The organism is Burkholderia anthinoferrum, assembly GCF_002925705.1.
In the GTDB taxonomy this organism is placed as follows: Bacteria; Pseudomonadota; Gammaproteobacteria; order Burkholderiales; family Burkholderiaceae; genus Burkholderia; species Burkholderia semiarida.
Genome location: NZ_LFZP01000030.1, coordinates 70,251 through 85,968, shown reverse-complemented (window position 1 = coordinate 85,968; position 15,718 = coordinate 70,251). Strand labels below are relative to the sequence as shown.

The 15,718-nt window shown below is 68.1% G+C and carries 15 protein-coding genes; 5 read left to right on the top strand and 10 right to left on the bottom strand.

Features of this window, described 5'->3' with window-relative positions; all coding sequences use genetic code 11:
* Positions 1 to 105 precede the first annotated feature (105 nt).
* Positions 106 to 2,040 carry a sigma-54-dependent Fis family transcriptional regulator gene (locus tag C5F75_RS09090; RefSeq protein ID WP_059585288.1) on the top strand — a complete coding sequence of 645 codons (1,935 nt, stop codon included), beginning with the start codon at positions 106 to 108 and terminating at the stop codon, positions 2,038 to 2,040.
* A gap of 9 nt (positions 2,041 to 2,049) precedes the next feature.
* Here C5F75_RS09090 and C5F75_RS09085 read toward each other — a convergent pair whose 3' ends face one another.
* Together C5F75_RS09085 and C5F75_RS09080 are read right to left on the bottom strand one after the other, a co-directional pair.
* On the bottom strand, positions 2,050 to 2,484 hold the full coding sequence (locus C5F75_RS09085; RefSeq protein ID WP_059585287.1) for a carboxymuconolactone decarboxylase family protein: 435 nt from the start codon (positions 2,482 to 2,484) through the stop codon (positions 2,050 to 2,052).
* On the bottom strand, positions 2,468 to 2,929 hold the full coding sequence (locus C5F75_RS09080) for a MerR family transcriptional regulator (protein WP_059585286.1): 462 nt from the start codon (positions 2,927 to 2,929) through the stop codon (positions 2,468 to 2,470). The genes C5F75_RS09085 and C5F75_RS09080 overlap by 17 nt, the downstream gene beginning before the upstream one ends.
* A 286-nt stretch (positions 2,930 to 3,215) precedes the next feature.
* Here C5F75_RS09080 and C5F75_RS09075 point away from each other — a divergent pair, with 286 nt between their 5' ends.
* Together C5F75_RS09075 and C5F75_RS09070 are read left to right on the top strand one after the other, a co-directional pair.
* The gene (locus C5F75_RS09075) at positions 3,216 to 3,827 is read left to right on the top strand and encodes a ComEA family DNA-binding protein (RefSeq protein ID WP_059585285.1); all 612 of its coding nucleotides are present in this window, start codon (positions 3,216 to 3,218) and stop codon (positions 3,825 to 3,827) included.
* 88 nt (positions 3,828 to 3,915) lie between these two features.
* Entirely contained in the window at positions 3,916 to 4,347 is a 432-nt protein-coding gene (locus tag C5F75_RS09070; RefSeq protein ID WP_059585284.1) for a YidB family protein, read from the top strand.
* 119 nt (positions 4,348 to 4,466) lie between these two features.
* Here C5F75_RS09070 and clpB read toward each other — a convergent pair whose 3' ends face one another.
* Positions 4,467 to 7,064 (bottom strand): ATP-dependent chaperone ClpB, encoded by a 2,598-nt coding sequence (clpB, locus tag C5F75_RS09065; protein ID WP_104012115.1) that lies wholly within the window; start codon positions 7,062 to 7,064, stop codon positions 4,467 to 4,469.
* A 158-nt stretch (positions 7,065 to 7,222) separates the two neighbouring features.
* Positions 7,223 to 7,741 (bottom strand): Rrf2 family transcriptional regulator, encoded by a 519-nt coding sequence (locus C5F75_RS09060; RefSeq protein ID WP_059585282.1) that lies wholly within the window; start codon positions 7,739 to 7,741, stop codon positions 7,223 to 7,225.
* A gap of 252 nt (positions 7,742 to 7,993) precedes the next feature.
* On the opposite strand from C5F75_RS09060, the gene C5F75_RS09055 reads away from it, so the two are divergent.
* Positions 7,994 to 8,554 carry a group III truncated hemoglobin gene (locus tag C5F75_RS09055; protein WP_059585281.1) on the top strand — a complete coding sequence of 187 codons (561 nt, stop codon included), beginning with the start codon at positions 7,994 to 7,996 and terminating at the stop codon, positions 8,552 to 8,554.
* Positions 8,555 to 8,616: 62 nt separating this feature from the next.
* On the opposite strand, the gene C5F75_RS09050 is transcribed toward C5F75_RS09055, so the two are convergent.
* The 6 genes from C5F75_RS09050 to C5F75_RS09025 form a co-directional block, all read right to left on the bottom strand.
* Positions 8,617 to 9,093 carry a molybdenum cofactor biosynthesis protein MoaE gene (locus C5F75_RS09050; RefSeq protein ID WP_059585280.1) on the bottom strand — a complete coding sequence of 159 codons (477 nt, stop codon included), beginning with the start codon at positions 9,091 to 9,093 and terminating at the stop codon, positions 8,617 to 8,619.
* A gap of 11 nt (positions 9,094 to 9,104) precedes the next feature.
* Positions 9,105 to 9,362: a molybdopterin converting factor subunit 1 gene (gene moaD, locus C5F75_RS09045; RefSeq protein WP_059585279.1), complete on the bottom strand. Its 258-nt coding sequence runs from the start codon at positions 9,360 to 9,362 to the stop codon at positions 9,105 to 9,107.
* Between the two features lie 19 nt (positions 9,363 to 9,381).
* Positions 9,382 to 10,629, bottom strand: a complete 1,248-nt coding sequence (locus C5F75_RS09040; protein ID WP_059585278.1) for a molybdopterin molybdotransferase MoeA — start codon at positions 10,627 to 10,629, stop codon at positions 9,382 to 9,384.
* A gap of 234 nt (positions 10,630 to 10,863) precedes the next feature.
* Positions 10,864 to 12,315 (bottom strand): threonine synthase, encoded by a 1,452-nt coding sequence (gene thrC, locus C5F75_RS09035; RefSeq protein ID WP_059585277.1) that lies wholly within the window; start codon positions 12,313 to 12,315, stop codon positions 10,864 to 10,866.
* Between the two features lie 14 nt (positions 12,316 to 12,329).
* Positions 12,330 to 13,658: a homoserine dehydrogenase gene (locus C5F75_RS09030; RefSeq protein WP_059585276.1), complete on the bottom strand. Its 1,329-nt coding sequence runs from the start codon at positions 13,656 to 13,658 to the stop codon at positions 12,330 to 12,332.
* A 53-nt stretch (positions 13,659 to 13,711) separates the two neighbouring features.
* On the bottom strand, positions 13,712 to 14,950 hold the full coding sequence (locus C5F75_RS09025) for a pyridoxal phosphate-dependent aminotransferase (protein WP_059585275.1): 1,239 nt from the start codon (positions 14,948 to 14,950) through the stop codon (positions 13,712 to 13,714).
* Positions 14,951 to 15,265: 315 nt separating this feature from the next.
* On the opposite strand from C5F75_RS09025, the gene C5F75_RS09020 reads away from it, so the two are divergent.
* The gene (locus tag C5F75_RS09020) at positions 15,266 to 15,640 is read left to right on the top strand and encodes an Mth938-like domain-containing protein (protein WP_059585274.1); all 375 of its coding nucleotides are present in this window, start codon (positions 15,266 to 15,268) and stop codon (positions 15,638 to 15,640) included.
* Positions 15,641 to 15,718: the final 78 nt, after the last annotated feature.

Here is a 15,718-nt window from a genome sequence, read left to right as displayed (position 1 = left end):
GTGAGACGACCGTCTCACGCGCGCCGCGTGCTGCAATGCAGTGTGATCCGCCGGACCGGATGTGCTACAAGAACAGCGACATCCCCGCCGTACCCGGAGCCGACCATGCCCTACGCCGTCCCCCAGGCCCAGCACGCCGACCGCATACTCGGCGCGCTCGCCGGGCGCCTGCCCGCGCCGGCCGATTCCGCTCGCCTCGTGTCTTCGTGGCAGCGATCGCTGGAGCGCTATCGTCTCGACCCCGCTTCGTCGATCGGCCCGCGCGTGCTGACCGCGGCCGAGCTGCGCGAAGTGCGCGACAAGGAAGAGGCCTTCCTGCGTGCGTCGGGCCAGTGCCTGACGCGGCTGCATGACATGATCCGCGTCGCCGACTACTGCGTGATGCTGACCGACGCGCACGGCGTGACGATCGACTACCGGATCGACCGCGAGCGCCGCAACGACTTTCGTCATGCGGGGCTGCACATCGGCTCGTGCTGGTCGGAAAGCGAGGAGGGAACCTGCGGCGTCGCGAGCGTGCTGACCGATCTCGCGCCGATCACCGTGCACAAGACCGATCACTTTCGCGCGGCGTTCACGACGCTCACGTGCAGCGCGGCGCCGATCTTCTCGCCGGCCGGCGAACTGATCGGCGTGCTCGACGCGTCGGCCGTGCATTCGCCCGACGGCCGCGACAGCCAGCGCCTCGTCTACCAGCTCGTGCGGCAAAGCGCGGCGCTGATCGAGGACGGCTACTTCGTGCACAGCACCGCGCAGCACTGGATATTGTTCGGGCATCCGAACCGTCACTACGTCGAGGCGCAGCCCGAGTGGCTGATCGCGTTCGACGAATGCGGCAACATCGTCGCCGCGAACCGGCACGCGCGCGACGCGCTGCCGGCGCTGCGCGAGCCGCGCCATATCGACGAGATCTTCGATGCGACCGAGATGCCGCTGCGCGACGCGGCGCGGCTCGACGCGATCGTCGCGCTGCGGCTGCGCGCGACCGGCGCCCCGCTCTACGCGCGGCTGCGCGCGCCGCTACGCCGCGCCGGCCGCGAACCGGGCGCGGCCCGGGCCGCCACGGCATCGCGCCGCCCGGGCACCGCCGCGCCGCGTCACGTCGGCGCGCTGACGCCGTTCCTGCACAGCAGCGATGCGCGCATCGCGCAACAGGCCGAACTCGCGCTGCGCGTCGCGAGCAAGCGGCTGCCGATCCTCGTGCTCGGCGAAACCGGCGCGGGCAAGGAAGTGTTCGCCCGCGCGATCCACGACGCCGGCGCGCGGCGCGCGCGGCCGTTCGTCGCCGTGAACTGCGGCGCGCTGCCGGAAGCGCTGATCGAGAGCGAACTGTTCGGCTATGCGGCCGGCGCGTTCACCGGCGCACGCAAGCACGGCGCGCGCGGCAAGATCGCGCTCGCCGACGGCGGCACGCTGTTTCTCGATGAAATCGGCGACATGCCGCTCGCGCTGCAGACGCGCCTGCTGCGCGTGCTGGCCGACGGCGAGGTCGTGCCGCTCGGCAGCGATACGCCGGTGCGCGTCGATCTCGACGTGATCTGCGCGACGCACCGCGATCTTGCGCGGATGGTGGCCGACGGCACGTTCCGCGAGGATCTGTACTACCGGTTGAGCGGCGCGACGTTCGAGCTGCCGCCGCTGCGCGAGCGCGCGGACGTGCGCGACGTGATCGCCGCCGTGTTCGCCGAGGAAGCGCAGGCGACCGGCCACGTGCTGACGCTCGATGCGACGCTCGCCGAACAGCTCGCGGCCTACCCGTGGCCGGGCAACGTGCGGCAACTGCGCAACGTGCTGCGCTATGCGTGCGCGGTGTGCGACGCCGCGCGCGTGACGCGGCACGACCTGCCGGCCGAACTCGCCGCGCAGCTCGGCGGCACCCCGGCGGGCGTGCTGCCCGACGACGAACGCGGGCGCATCGTCGCCGCGCTCACCGCGCATCGCTGGCGGCCCGACGCGGCCGCCCGCGCGCTCGGCATGTCGCGCGCGACGCTGTACCGGCGCATCGCGAAGCACCGGATCGTCGCGCCGCACCGCGCGTGACGCGCGCCGTCATGCGGGCTGCCCGGCCGCTTCGTTCGCGTGGTCTGCCCCGCCGGCCGCTTCGTCGCGCCGCTTGAACACCTCGTGCGCGGCGAACAGCGCGTTGAGCGCGGCCGGCATCCCCGCATACACGGCCATCTGCATGAACACCTCGACGATCTCGTCGCGCGTGCAGCCGACGTTCAGCGCGGCCTCGATATGCACCTTCAGTTGCGGCTGCGCGTTGCCGAGCGCGGCCAGTGCGGCGATCGTCGCGATTTCGCGCGCCTTCAGGTCGAGTTGCGGCCGGCTGTAGATGTCGCCGAAGCTGAATTCGACCAGGAGCCGCGCGAAATCCGGCGCGATCGGCGCAAGCGCCGCGATCACGCGTTCGCCCGCTTCGCCGTCGATTTCCTTGAGCTTGTTCCAGCCGCGCGTGTAGCGATCCTCAACGAGTCGTTCCATCTTGTCCGTCCTGTTCCGATAAAGAGTGAGAAAGATTCGCCCGTCGTTCCGTTTCCCGTTCCTGCGCCTCGTAGTACGCGATCTTGGCGCCGATCGCATCGAGGCTCGCCTGCAGCTCCGCGATATGCGCGCGCACCGCGTCGCGATGCGCGACCAGCAAGTCGCGCCGCGCGCGGAACGTCGACTCGCCCTGCTCGCGCAGCACCGCGAACGCCTGCATCTGCGCGATCGGCATGCCGGTCGCCTTCAGGCGCATCACGAAGGCCAGCCAGTCAAGGTCGGCCGGCGCATAGAGCCGGTGCCCGGCCGCCGTGCGCGAAATCGCGCGCAGCAGGCCGGCCTGCTCGTAATACCGCAACGTGTGCGTCGACACGCCCGTCAGTTCGGCGACTTGCCCGATCGTCAGCGGACCGGCGGCGGAGGGTTGGGATAGGGTTTTCGACATGGCAGGAACAAGGTTAGGAGTTAGAGTTCACTCTAAGTCAAGCATTGTCTGACGGCCAGTGCGGCGTTCGCCCGCGATCCCCCTGCGACACCGTAAAGAATGGTCAAAATCGCCCGCCGCGACCGCTTTCGGCCTTTACAGCACCGCAAGCCTTCAGCAAGATGCGATCAGCCTGTCTCAAAAAGGGCACGCATTTGTCCTATGCTTAACGGCGACGCCCGGCCAGCTCGTGGGCCGCCGTCCGTTGCAACAACCATTCATCCGTCAGAACCAGGGAGCCCTTGCCATGCTGAAAAAGCTGCTGATGCTGTTCGTCGCGCTGTCGCTGTCGCTCGCCGCCGGCCTTGCCGCTGCCGTCGATGTCAACACGGCCGACCAGGCCGCGCTCGAATCCGTGAAGGGTCTCGGGCCCGTGAAGTCGAAGGCGATCATCGACGAACGCACCAAGAACGGCCCGTTCAAGGACGCCGACGATCTCGCGAACCGCGTGAAGGGTCTCGGCACGAAGTCGGTCGGGCATCTCGAGGAAAACGGCCTGACGATCGGCGGCTCGTCGACGCCGCCGAAGGGCGTGAAGCCGTCGAAGCCGGCCGCGACGACGTCGGCGACCCCATCGACCACGACCTCGGCAGGCACCGCATCGACGTCCACGACCGCGACGGCCGGCACGACGACCACGGCCCCCGCGCCGGCGGCGAGCGCACCGGAAGCAGCCGCCAAGCCGGCCAAGACCAAGCGCGCATCGAAGAAGGAAAAGGCGGCAGCGGCGGCAGCGGCATCCGCGGACGCGGGTGCGAGCGCACCGGCGGCCGCGTCGTCCACGAAGGCCGCGAAGGGTTCGAAGAAGAAGAGCAAGAAGGACAAGGCAGCCTCCGCCGCCGCGGCGTCGGGCGCCTGATGTGCGCCGCGCGCGCGACGGCGTGCGCGCGGCATTCGTTCAACGGGCGCCGTCGTCACGGCGCCCTTTTCAGTGAAGGTGAAGAACCATGGGTCTCCTCGACATCGTCGGCGGTCTGATCGGCGGCCAGGCCGGCGGCAACTCGCAAAGCGCGCTGATCACGACCGCGCTCGAATTCATCAACAACCAGCCGGGCGGCCTGAACGGGCTGATCGAGAAGTTCAAGGCCGGCGGCGCCGGCGAGATCATCGGTTCGTGGGTCGGCACCGGCGAAAACCAGCCGATCTCGCCGGATACGCTGCAGAACGTGCTCGGCTCGGACGTCGTCGGCTCGCTCGCGAGCAAGGTCGGCATCGATCCCGCGCAGGCCTCGTCGATCCTCGCGCAGGTGCTGCCGCACGTCGTCAACGGCGCGACGCCGAACGGCGAAGTGCCGGCCAGCGGCCAGGTCGACACGTCGAACGTGCTCGGCACGCTCACGCAGCTCGCCGGCATGTTCGGCGGCAACAAGCAGGGCTGAGAGCCCGCGCCGCGACCGGGCGGCCCGTTCGGCCGCTCCATAAGCAAACACCCCGCCGAGGCGGGGTGTTCGTTTTTGCGCGCCCGGCGTGAGCCGGGCACGCGGCCGATGGCGGACGATCAGTGAACGACGCGGTCGAACACGAACTGGCCGTCGTTCACGTCGACCGGGATCACGTCCTTCGGACCGAAGCGGCCCGCGAGGATCAGCTTCGCGACCGGGTTCTCGATCTCCTGCTGGATCGCGCGCTTCAGCGGCCGCGCACCGAACACCGGATCGTAGCCGACCTTCGCGATCTGTTCGAGCGCCGCCGGCGACACGTCGAGCGCCATGTCGAGCTTCGCGAGCCGGTCATGCAGGCGCGCCAGCTGGATCTTCGCGATCGACTCGATGTTGCTGCGGTCGAGCGCGTGGAACACGACGACGTCGTCGATCCGGTTCAGGAACTCGGGGCGGAAATGCTGCTTCACCTCGAGCCACACGGCGTCCTTGATCTCGTCCTGCGGCGAGCCCGTCATGGCCTGGATCACCTGCGAGCCGAGGTTCGACGTCATCACGATGACCGTGTTCTTGAAGTCGACCGTACGCCCCTGCCCGTCCGTCATGCGGCCGTCGTCGAGCACCTGCAGCAGCACGTTGAACACGTCCGGATGCGCCTTCTCGATCTCGTCGAGCAGGATCACGCTGTACGGCTTGCGGCGCACGGCTTCCGTCAGGTAGCCGCCTTCCTCGTAGCCGACGTAGCCCGGCGGCGCGCCGATCAGCCGCGCGACGCTGTGCTTCTCCATGAACTCGCTCATGTCGATGCGGATCAGGTGCTCTTCCGAATCGAACAGGAACGACGCCAGCGCCTTGCACAGCTCGGTCTTGCCGACACCGGTCGGGCCGAGGAACAGGAACGAGCCGTACGGACGGTTCGGATCGGCGAGCCCCGCGCGCGACCGACGGATCGCATCGGCCACCGCGCTGATCGCCTCGTCCTGGCCGACCACGCGCTCGTGCAGCTTTTCCTCGATGTGCAGCAGCTTCTCGCGTTCGCCCTGCATCATCCGCGACACGGGGATGCCCGTCGCACGCGACACGACTTCCGCGATTTCCTCCGCACCGACCTGCGTGCGCAGCAGTCGCGGACGCGTCGGGTTGTGCTGCTCCTGCTCCTCGGCCTGCGTGACCTGCTTCAGTTGCGCCTCGAGCTGCGGCAACTTGCCGTACTGCAGCTCGGCGACCTTCTCCAGCTTGCCTTCACGCTGCAGCCGCGCGATGTCCGCCCGCACCTTCTCGATCTCTTCCTTGAGCTGCGCGCTGCCCTGCACCGCGGCCTTCTCGGCGGTCCAGATCTCTTCCAGGTCCGCATATTCGCGGCCGAGGCGATCGATCTCTTCCTCGATCAGTTGCAGGCGCTTCTGCGACGCTTCGTCCTGCTCCTTCTTCACCGCTTCGCGCTCGATCTTCAGCTGGATCAGACGACGGTCGAGCTTGTCCATCTCTTCCGGCTTCGAATCGATTTCCATCTTGATCTTCGAGGCGGCTTCGTCGATCAGGTCGATCGCCTTGTCGGGCAGGAAGCGGTCGGTGATGTAGCGATGCGACAGCTCGGCCGCGGCGACGATCGCCGGGTCGGTGATGTCGACGCCGTGGTGCAGCTCGTACTTCTCCTGCAACCCGCGCAGGATCGCGATCGTCGCCTCGACGCTCGGCTCGTCGACGAGCACCTTCTGGAAGCGGCGTTCGAGCGCGGCGTCCTTCTCGATGTACTTGCGGTATTCGTCGAGCGTGGTCGCGCCGATGCAGTGCAGCTCGCCGCGCGACAGCGCCGGCTTGAGCATGTTGCCCGCGTCCAGCGCGCCTTCGGCCTTGCCCGCGCCGACCATCGTATGAATTTCGTCGATGAAGACGATCGTCTGGCCTTCGTCCTTCGCGATGTCGTTGAGCACGGCCTTCAGGCGCTCCTCGAACTCGCCGCGATACTTCGCGCCGGCGAGCAGCGCGGCCATGTCGAGCGACAGCACGCGCTTGCCCTTCAGCGTCTCGGGCACCTCGCCGTTGACGATCCGCTGCGCGAGCCCTTCGACGATCGCGGTCTTGCCGACGCCCGGCTCGCCGATCAGCACCGGGTTGTTCTTCGTGCGGCGCTGCAGGATCTGGATCGAGCGGCGAATTTCGTCGTCGCGGCCGATCACCGGGTCGAGCTTGCCCGCGCGGGCGCGCTCGGTCAGGTCGACCGTGTATTTCTTCAGCGCCTCGCGCTGGCTTTCGGCGTCCTGGCTGTGCACCTGCGAGCCGCCGCGCACCGCGGCGATCGCGGCTTCGAGCGCCTTGCGCGTGAGACCGTGCTGGCGCGCGAGCTTGCCGGCGTCGCCCTTGTCGTCGGACACGGCGAGCAGGAACATCTCGCTCGCGATGAACGTGTCGTTGAGCTTCTGCGCTTCCTTGTCGGCCTGATTCAGCAGGCCGGCCAACTCACGGCCGATCTGGATGTCGCCGCCCATGCCCGTTACTTGCGGCAGGCGCGAAATGGCTTCGTTCAGCGCGCCCTGGAGCGCCTGCACGTGCACGCCCGCGCGCGACATCAGCGAGCGGGCCGAGCCGTCGTGCTGCGCGACCAGCGCCGCGAGCACGTGAACGGGTTCGATGTATTGATTGTCGCGGCCCGCCGCGAGGCTTTGCGCGTCCGCGAGTGCTTCCTGGAACTTGGTGGTGAGCTTGTCGATTCTCATTTGGTTGAGACCTCCAATTTTCGATTAACACCAAGATGAGGATGGTTATGCGGCTTTCAAGCGAAATTCGGGTTGATTCAGCGCAAAAATTGCCGGATAGCCTGAAAACGGTCCGGCGGCGTGATGGCGCGAGCGGGCAGCGCGCGGCGCCCCGCGCATCAGGGGGCCTTGGACGACGTCTGTTCAACTGCCGGCGCTTCGTCCGGCACCGGCGCGGCACGCACGAGCGCGACCGGACGAATGCCGAGCAACGCCGCGAGCGGCGATGCGGGCACGGCCAGCTCGCCGAGCGTGTGACGATCGAGCTCCGCGAAGAACGCATCGCGCGCGGCCGCCAGCACGCTTTTCAGCTGGCACTGCGGCTCGATCACGCAGCCGCGCGGCTCGCTGCCGTCGGGCGAAAAGCAGCCGACCAGCGCGAAGTCGTTTTCGGTCGCCCGCACGACCTGGCCGACCGTCAGCCGCAGCGAATCGGCGAACAGCCGCAGCCCGCCGTTGCGGCCGCGCACGGTGTCGACCCAGCCCAGTTCGCCGAGCCGCTGGACGACTTTCATCAGATGGTTCTTCGAGATGCCGTAGGCGTCCGAGATCTCCTGGATCGTCGCGAGCCCCTCGCCGCGCACGGCCAGATACAGCATCACGCGCAGCGAATAGTCGGTGTAGTCGGTGAGTCTCATGAGCGAATACAGAAAAGGTCGATCGTGCCCCGCTCGGATGAACCGGGCCGATCGCGAGGCGTGCAGGGCCGATAGACGGCGCCGTGGCGCGGCCCCGGGTTGCCGGGATCGCGTGCGCGCAATAAGATGCGGGATATCTACACGTTTTCCAGGGGTTATTGGACGCTATTTTGCGTCAAAATCCGACCGGCGTCCTGCCCGTCGCCGGCGCCGTCGCGCCGTCACCGCCCCGCTCTACCGGCCCTTTTCGTCATGACTGCCCAACCCGTCTCGCCCGATACCGTACCGGCCCGCCCCCGCGACGCCGAGCCGACCGAAGACAACATCCGCGATCTCGTCTACGCGTTCTACGACCGCGTACGCGCCGATCCGCTGCTGGGGCCCGTATTCGACGCGAAGCTGGCCGGCCGCTGGGACGACCATCTGCCGAAGATGGTGACGTTCTGGTCGAGCCTCGTGCTCGGCACCAAGGGTTATCGCGGCAACGTGCAGCAGGCGCACCAGCCGCTCGACGGGATCGAGCCGGCCCATTTCAGCCGCTGGCTGTCGCTGTTCCTGAACACCGTCGAAGCGCGCTACGCGCCGCCCGCGGCGGTTCGTTTCATGGAGCCCGCGCTGCGGATCGCGCAGAGCCTGCAGTTGAGCCGGTTCGGCTGGGACTACCGGATTCCGCCCGAGCAGCAGGCGCTGCTCGACGCGATCGCGCCGCGCCGCCGCGACGCGGGCGACGATTCGCACGCGTTACCGTCGCGCGCCCGCGGCGAGCCTTTTCCGACGAAGATCATCGGGCGCGGCGTCGACCCGGACGCGTAACGCCCTTTACACGCGACGACGGCACGCACGCGGCACTTCGCTGCATCGCCCGCGTGCCGCGCTCAGCGCGGCGCGTTGCCCGACTCGACGCCCCAGCGCGCGAGCGCGGCGTCGTCGGTGCTGCGCGCATCGACCCAGCGCTCGCCGTCCGGCGTCGTTTCCTTCTTCCAGAACGGCGCTTCGGTCTTCAGATAATCCATCACGAACTCGCACGACGCGAACGCGTCGCCGCGGTGCGACGCGACCGTCGCGACCATCACGATCTGGTCGAGCGGCAGCAGCCTGCCGACGCGGTGCACGATCGCGACGTCGACACCCGGCCAGCGCCGGCCGGCCTCGGCCGCGATCTTTTCGAGCGCCTTCTCGGTCATTCCGGGATAGTGCTCGAGCTCCATCGCGGCGACCGTATCGCCTTCGTTCAGGTCGCGCACCGTGCCGACGAAGCACGCGAGCGCGCCGATCTTCGGGTTGCGCGCCCGCAATGCCGCCACTTCGGCATTCAGATCGAAATCGTCGGTCTGGACTCGTACCGCTGCCATCGCCTCCCCCCTCAACCGCCCGTGACGGGCGGGAAGAACGCGACCTCGCAGCCTTCGGTGAGCCGCGTGTCGGGGTCGGTCATCTCGTGGTTGCACGCCATGCGCAACGCGCGCCCTTCGGCGAGCGTGTCGGCCCACGCGCCGCCGCGCGCGCGCAGCCACGCGCGCACGTCGCCGACGGTCGTCACGCCGTCCGGCACGTCGGCTTCTTCATCGGCCACGCCCAGTGCTTCGCGCACGCTTGCAAAAAATTTCAGTTGAATCTTCATGGTTCGGGGAGCCGCCGCGTCACGACAGCAGTTCGGAAAACGGAATGAAACGCACGGTCTCGCCTGCGCTGATCGCGTGCTGCGGCGGATTGTCGATCAGGCCGTCGCCCCAGACCGTCGACGTGAGCACGGCCGAGCTCTGGTTCGGGAACAGGTCGAGGCCGCCGGCCGCATTGACGCGCGCGCGCAGGAATTCGTTGCGCCGGTCGCCCTTGCTCTGCGAAAAATCGGCACGCAGCGACAACGCGCGCGGCGCGACGTCGCGCACGCCGGACAGGCGCAGCAGGAACGGCCGCACGAACAGCAGGAACGTGACGAAGCTCGAGACCGGGTTGCCGGGCAGCCCGATGAAATGCGCGTCGGCGCGCTCGTCGCCGCGGCGCACCGCGCCGTACGCGAGCGGCTTGCCGGGCTTCATCGCGATCTGCCACAGCGCGAGCCGGCCTTCGGCCTCCACGGCCGGCTTCACGTGATCCTCGTCGCCGACCGACACGCCGCCGCTCGTCAGGATCACGTCGTGATCGCGGGCGGCCTCGCGCAGCGTGTCGCGCGTCGCGGCCAGCGAGTCGGGCACGATGCCGTAATCGGTCACGTGGCAGCCGAGCCGCTCGAGCAGCCCGCGCAACGTGAAGCGGTTCGAGTTGTAGATCGCGCCGGGCTTCAGCGGCTCGCCGGGCATCGTCAGTTCGTCACCGGTGAAGAACACCGCGACGCGAATCCGCCGCGCGACCGCCAGTTGCGCGCAGCCGACCGACGCAGCGAGACCCAGCGCCTGCGGCGTGAGCCGCGTGCCGGCCGGCAGGATCACCGAACCCTGACGGATGTCCGCGCCCTGCGCGGTGATCCATTCGCCGGCCTTCGGCGTGTGCAGGATCTCGACCGCGTCGCCGTCGGCCGATGCCTGCTCCTGCATCACGACGGCATCGGCGCCCGGCGGCACCGTCGCGCCGGTGAAAATCCGCGCGGCCGTGCCGGCCGCGAGCGGCGCGGCCGGATGCCCGGCCGGAATGCGCTGCGACACCGGCAGGCGCCGGTCGCCGTGCAGCAGGTCGGCGACACGCACTGCATAGCCGTCCATCGCGCTCGTATGCATCGGCGGCACGTCGAGCGGCGAGCTGACGTCGGCCGCCAGCACGCGGCCGAGCGCGTCGAGCGTGGCGACGGTTTCGGCGCCGGGCAGCGGCTTCGCGGCGTCGAGCAGCGCGGCGAGCGCCTCGGCGGTCGACAGCATCGGCGCGCGCGGCGCCGCGGGATTCGGGTTCGACATCGATGGAATCGGGGATCGTTGGAATCAATACGTCATTGTAGCGACGACGCCACGCGGGCGCGCGATATGGCGGGCATGCGAAAACTGTGATCGGCGCGAACGCGCGGGTCTGGCACCTGTTTCGCGCGGCGTACGATGCCCGCGCGCCAAACGAAACGGCCGGAACCCCGATCCGTTCGACGAATCGGCATTCCGGCCGTCCCGCGCGACCGGGCCCGCGGGCCCGGCCGTGCGTCATGCGCCCGTATGGGCGGCGATGAAGTCCTTCACCTGCTGCGCGTCGGCCTTCACGACCTCGAAGCGCTGCGGCAGCGCCTCGAGCCCGTCGAAAGCGGCCGGACGCTCGGCTTCGCGATCGAGCGCCTCGCGGATCGTCTCGCCGAACTTGATCGGCTGCGCCGTCTCGAGCACGACCATCGGCACGCCGGCCTCCAGATGCTCGCGCGCGACCTTCACGCCGTCGGCCGTATGCGTATCGATCATCGTGTCGTAGCGCGAGAACACGTCGCGGATCGTCGCGATGCGGTCGGCGTGGCTGCTGCGGCCGGACACGAAGCCGAATTCGGCCACACGCGCGAAATCGCCGCTCGCCGCGAGATCGAAGCCGCCCTTCTCCTCGACGTCGCGGAACAGTTGCATCACGCGCGCCGGATCGCGGCCGAGCAGGTCGAACACGAAGCGCTCGAAGTTCGACGCCTTCGAGATGTCCATGCTCGGGCTGCTCGTGTGATAGGTGTTTTCGGCGCTGCGCACGCGGTACGCGCCGGTACGGAAGAACTCGTCGAGCACGTCGTTCTCGTTGGTCGCGACCACCAGCTTCGCGATCGGCAGCCCCATCATCCGCGCGATGTGGCCCGCGCAGACGTTGCCGAAGTTGCCCGACGGCACCGTGAACGACACGCGCTCGTCGTTGGACTGCGTCGCCGCGAAATAGCCCTTGAAGTAGTACACGACCTGCGCGACGACGCGTGCCCAGTTGATCGAGTTGACGGTGCCGATCTTGTGCCGCGCCTTGAACGCGTGATCGTTCGACACGGCCTTCACGATGTCCTGGCAGTCGTCGAACACGCCTTCGACCGCGAGGTTGAAGATGTTCGGATCCTGCAGGCTGAACATCTGCGCCGTCTGGAACGCGCTCATCTTCTTGTGCGGCGACAGCATGAACACGCGCACGCCCGCCTTGCCGCGCATCGCATACTCGGCCGCGCTGCCGGTGTCGCCCGACGTCGCGCCGAGGATGTTCAGCGTTTCGCCGTGCTTCGCGAGCGTGTACTCGAACAGGTTGCCGAGCAGCTGCATCGCCATGTCCTTGAACGCGAGCGTCGGGCCGTTCGACAGTTCGAGCAGCGACAGCGCCGCGCCGTTCTCGGTGCCGAGCGCCTTCAGCGGCGTGATGTCGGACGCGTTTTCGCCATGGCGCGTGTTGCTGTACACGGCGGCCGTATACGTGCGGCGCGTGATCGCGCGCAGATCGTCGGCCGGCACGTCATCGCAGAACTTCGACAGGATCTCGAACGCGAGATCCGCGTACGACAGCGTGCGCCAGCGCGCGAGCTCGTCGGCGGACACCCTCGGATACTCGGCCGGCAGGTAGAGCCCGCCGTCCTTCGCGAGACCGCCGAGCAGGATGTCGGAGAACGTATGGCGCTCGCCGATGCCGGCGCCGCGCGTGGAAATGTAGTTCATGTCGTTCCTGGTCCTCAGTTCAGCGCTTCCATGCGCAGCTTCGTTACCTTCGAGACCACCGTCGCGAGGCTCTCGATCTGCGCGATCGCCGCGTTGACGTTCTTCTCGACCGTCTCGTGCGTGATCAGGATGATGTCGGTCTCGCCGTTCGCGCCGTCGATCTGCTCCGATTCCTTCTGCAGCAGCGCGTCGATCGAGATGCCCGACTCGGCGAGGATGCGCGTGATGGCGGCCAGCACGCCGGTCTGGTCGGCAACGCGCAGGCGCAGGTAGTAGCCGCTCGTCACTTCCTCGATCGGCAGGATCGGCGTGTTCGACAGGCTGTCCGGCTGGAACGCGAGGTGCGGCACGCGATGCTCGGGGTCGGCCGTGTGCAGGCGCGTGACGTCGACGAGATCCGCGACGACGGCCGATGCGGTCGGCTCGGCGCCCGCGCCCTTGCCGTAGTACAGCGTCGTGCCGACCGCATCGCCGTGCACGACGACCGCGTTCATCGCGCCCTCGACGTTCGCGAGCAGGCGCTTTTCCGGGATCAGCGTCGGGTGCACGCGCAGCTCGATGCCGTTTGCGGCGCGGCGCGCGATGCCGAGCAGCTTGATCCGGTAGCCGAGCTCTTCCGCGTAGCGGATGTCGGTCGCGTCGAGCTTGCTGATGCCCTCGACGTACGCGCGGTCGAACTGCACCGGCACGCCGAACGCGATCGCGCTCATGATCGTCGCCTTGTGCGCGGCGTCGACGCCTTCGATGTCGAAGGTCGGATCGGCTTCCGCGTAGCCGAGTTCCTGCGCGGCCTTCAGCGCGGTCGCGAAATCGAGGCCGCGGTCGCGCATTTCCGACAGGATGTAGTTCGTCGTGCCGTTGATGATGCCCGCGATGTACTGGATGCGGTTCGCGGTCAGGCCTTCGCGCAGCGCCTTGATGATCGGGATGCCGCCGGCGACGGCCGCCTCGAACGCGACCATCACGCCCTTCTCGCGCGCGGCTTCGAAGATCTCGGTGCCGTGCACCGCGAGCAGCGCCTTGTTCGCCGTGACGACGTGCTTGCCGTTCGCGATCGCGCGCAGCACGAGCTCGCGCGCGATGCCGGTGCCGCCGATCATCTCGGCGACGATCGCGATCGACGGATCGTCGACGACCGCGTTGAAGTCGTCGGTGATCTGCGCGGCCGCGGCGTCACCGCCGAGCGCGGCCTGCGCCTTGGCCGGGTTGCGCACGGCAATGCGCGCCACCTCGATGCCGCGCCCCGCGCGTCGCTTGATTTCTTCCTGGTTGCGGCGCAGCACCGTGAAGGTGCCGCTGCCGACGGTGCCGAAGCCCAACAGGCCAACTTTGATCGGTTCCATGCTGCGTGTGATCGATGAGTAAGAAGTAGTGAGTTCCGTGTGGCGCTGCCCGCTCAGACCGAATGGCGCTTGCGGTAGCCGTCGAGAAAGCGCGCGATCCGGTTGATCGAATCGGCCAGATCGTCGAGGTTCGGCAGGAAGACCACGCGGAAGTGGTCCGGCGTCGCCCAGTTGAACCCCGTGCCCTGAACCAGCAGCACGCGTTCCTCGAGCAACAGGTCGAGAATGAACTGCTGGTCGTTCTGGATCGGGTAGAGCTTCGGGTCGAGGCGCGGGAACATGTACAGCGCGGCCTGCGGTTTCACGCAGGTCACGCCCGGGATCGACGTCAGCATGTCATACGCGAGTTCGCGCTGCTTGTACAGGCGCCCGTTCGGCACGATCAGCTCGTTGATGCTCTGGTAGCCGCCGAGCGCCGTCTGGATCGCGAACTGGCCGGGCACGTTCGCGCACAGGCGCATCGACGACAGGATGCCGAGCCCTTCCAGATAATCCTTCGCGCGCCGGCGGTTGTCGCCGCCGAGGCCCGATACGGCCATCCAGCCCGCGCGATAGCCGCACGACCGGTAGCTCTTCGACAGGCTGTTGAACGTGACGGTGATCACGTCCTCCGACAGCGCGCCCAGCGCCGTGTGCTCGAGGCCGTCGTAGACGATCTTGTCGTAGACCTCGTCGGCGAACACGATCAGCCCGTGCTGGCGCGCGATCTCGAGCAGCTCGAGCAGCAATTCGTCGGAATAAAGCGCGCCGGTCGGATTGTTCGGGTTGATCACGACGATCGCCTTCGTGTTCGGCGTGATCTTGCCGCGGATGTCGTCGAGGTCGGGCATCCACGCGTTCTGCTCGTCGCACACGTAGTGCACGGGCGTGCCGCCCGACAGGCTCACGGCCGCCGTCCACAGCGGGTAGTCGGGCGCGGGCAGCAGCACTTCGTCGCCGTCGTTCAGGAGCGCCTGGGTCGCCATCACGATCAGCTCGGACGCGCCGTTGCCGATGTAGATGTCGTCGAGCCCGACGCCGACGACGCCCTTTTCCTGCGTGTAGTGCATCACGGCCTTGCGCGCCGAGAACACGCCCTTCGAATCCGAATAGCCGGACGACGCCGGCAGGTTGCGGATCATGTCCTGGATGATTTCGTCCGGCGCGTCGAAACCGAACGGCGCGAGGTTGCCGATGTTCAGCTTGATGATGCGGTGGCCTTCTTCCTCGAGGCGCTTGGCGTGCTCGAGCACCGGGCCACGGATGTCGTAGCAGACGTTGAGCAGCTTGTTCGACTTCTGAATCGGTTTCACGACGACACGGTTCCTGGGTTGGCCTTGCGGCCGGGGGGACGGGATCAAAACTGGAAAGCGGCCGGTCTGTGCGCGCTGTCTAGGCTGGGAAAAAGCGGCGGCCGGACGCGGCTTGTGGCGACGCACGACGCAAGTGGCGCCCGGGGGCGACCAAAAAGTTATAATTTAGCGGATTTTGGCCGACTTTCGCAATGCACCATAGCCGCGCCGGGCCCGCGCCGTCAGGCGTCCGCGCGTGCCGGAGCGCGCGAAACCGGCCCGCCGGGCCCCACGGCCCTGCCAATCCATTCCCCTACGGAACCGCGGAATACCGATTTGAAACTGCACCAGGACACGAGCGGCGCGCTCAACACCGTCACCGGCTACGGCCCCGATTATGTCGACGTCAACCTCGAACGCCATGAAACGAGCGTCATCGTCCTGCCCGGCGCGCCGGTCCAGGCCTGGCCCGTGGTGTCGTTCGACGCGCTCGCGCCCGAGCATTTCGCGATGCTGCTCGACCCCACGCCCGAACTCGTGATCTTCGGCAGCGGCGCGCGGCTGCGCTTTCCGCACCCGCGGCTCGTCGCGGCGCTCACCGCGAAACGGATCGGCGTCGAGACGATGGATTTCCAGGCCGCCTGCCGCACCTACAACATCCTGATGGCCGAGGGCCGCAAAGTCGCCGCCGCGCTCTTGATTGAACGTTAATCCCCGATGCGGTAAAACACGGGCCGGCGCAGCGGGTCGATCCCCGGATCGCCCCCGGCCAGGCCGCCCGCCCCCGGC

Coding starts and splice junctions, on each gene's coding strand:
- C5F75_RS09090 (WP_059585288.1), top strand. CDS start 106: ATGCCCTACGCCGTCCCCCAGGCCCAGCACGCCGACCGCATACTCGGC.
- C5F75_RS09085 (WP_059585287.1), bottom strand. CDS start 2,484: ATGGAACGACTCGTTGAGGATCGCTACACGCGCGGCTGGAACAAGCTC.
- C5F75_RS09080 (WP_059585286.1), bottom strand. CDS start 2,929: ATGTCGAAAACCCTATCCCAACCCTCCGCCGCCGGTCCGCTGACGATC.
- C5F75_RS09075 (WP_059585285.1), top strand. CDS start 3,216: ATGCTGAAAAAGCTGCTGATGCTGTTCGTCGCGCTGTCGCTGTCGCTC.
- C5F75_RS09070 (WP_059585284.1), top strand. CDS start 3,916: ATGGGTCTCCTCGACATCGTCGGCGGTCTGATCGGCGGCCAGGCCGGC.
- clpB (WP_104012115.1), bottom strand. CDS start 7,064: ATGAGAATCGACAAGCTCACCACCAAGTTCCAGGAAGCACTCGCGGAC.
- C5F75_RS09060 (WP_059585282.1), bottom strand. CDS start 7,741: ATGAGACTCACCGACTACACCGACTATTCGCTGCGCGTGATGCTGTAT.
- C5F75_RS09055 (WP_059585281.1), top strand. CDS start 7,994: ATGACTGCCCAACCCGTCTCGCCCGATACCGTACCGGCCCGCCCCCGC.
- C5F75_RS09050 (WP_059585280.1), bottom strand. CDS start 9,093: ATGGCAGCGGTACGAGTCCAGACCGACGATTTCGATCTGAATGCCGAA.
- moaD (WP_059585279.1), bottom strand. CDS start 9,362: ATGAAGATTCAACTGAAATTTTTTGCAAGCGTGCGCGAAGCACTGGGC.
- C5F75_RS09040 (WP_059585278.1), bottom strand. CDS start 10,629: ATGTCGAACCCGAATCCCGCGGCGCCGCGCGCGCCGATGCTGTCGACC.
- thrC (WP_059585277.1), bottom strand. CDS start 12,315: ATGAACTACATTTCCACGCGCGGCGCCGGCATCGGCGAGCGCCATACG.
- C5F75_RS09030 (WP_059585276.1), bottom strand. CDS start 13,658: ATGGAACCGATCAAAGTTGGCCTGTTGGGCTTCGGCACCGTCGGCAGC.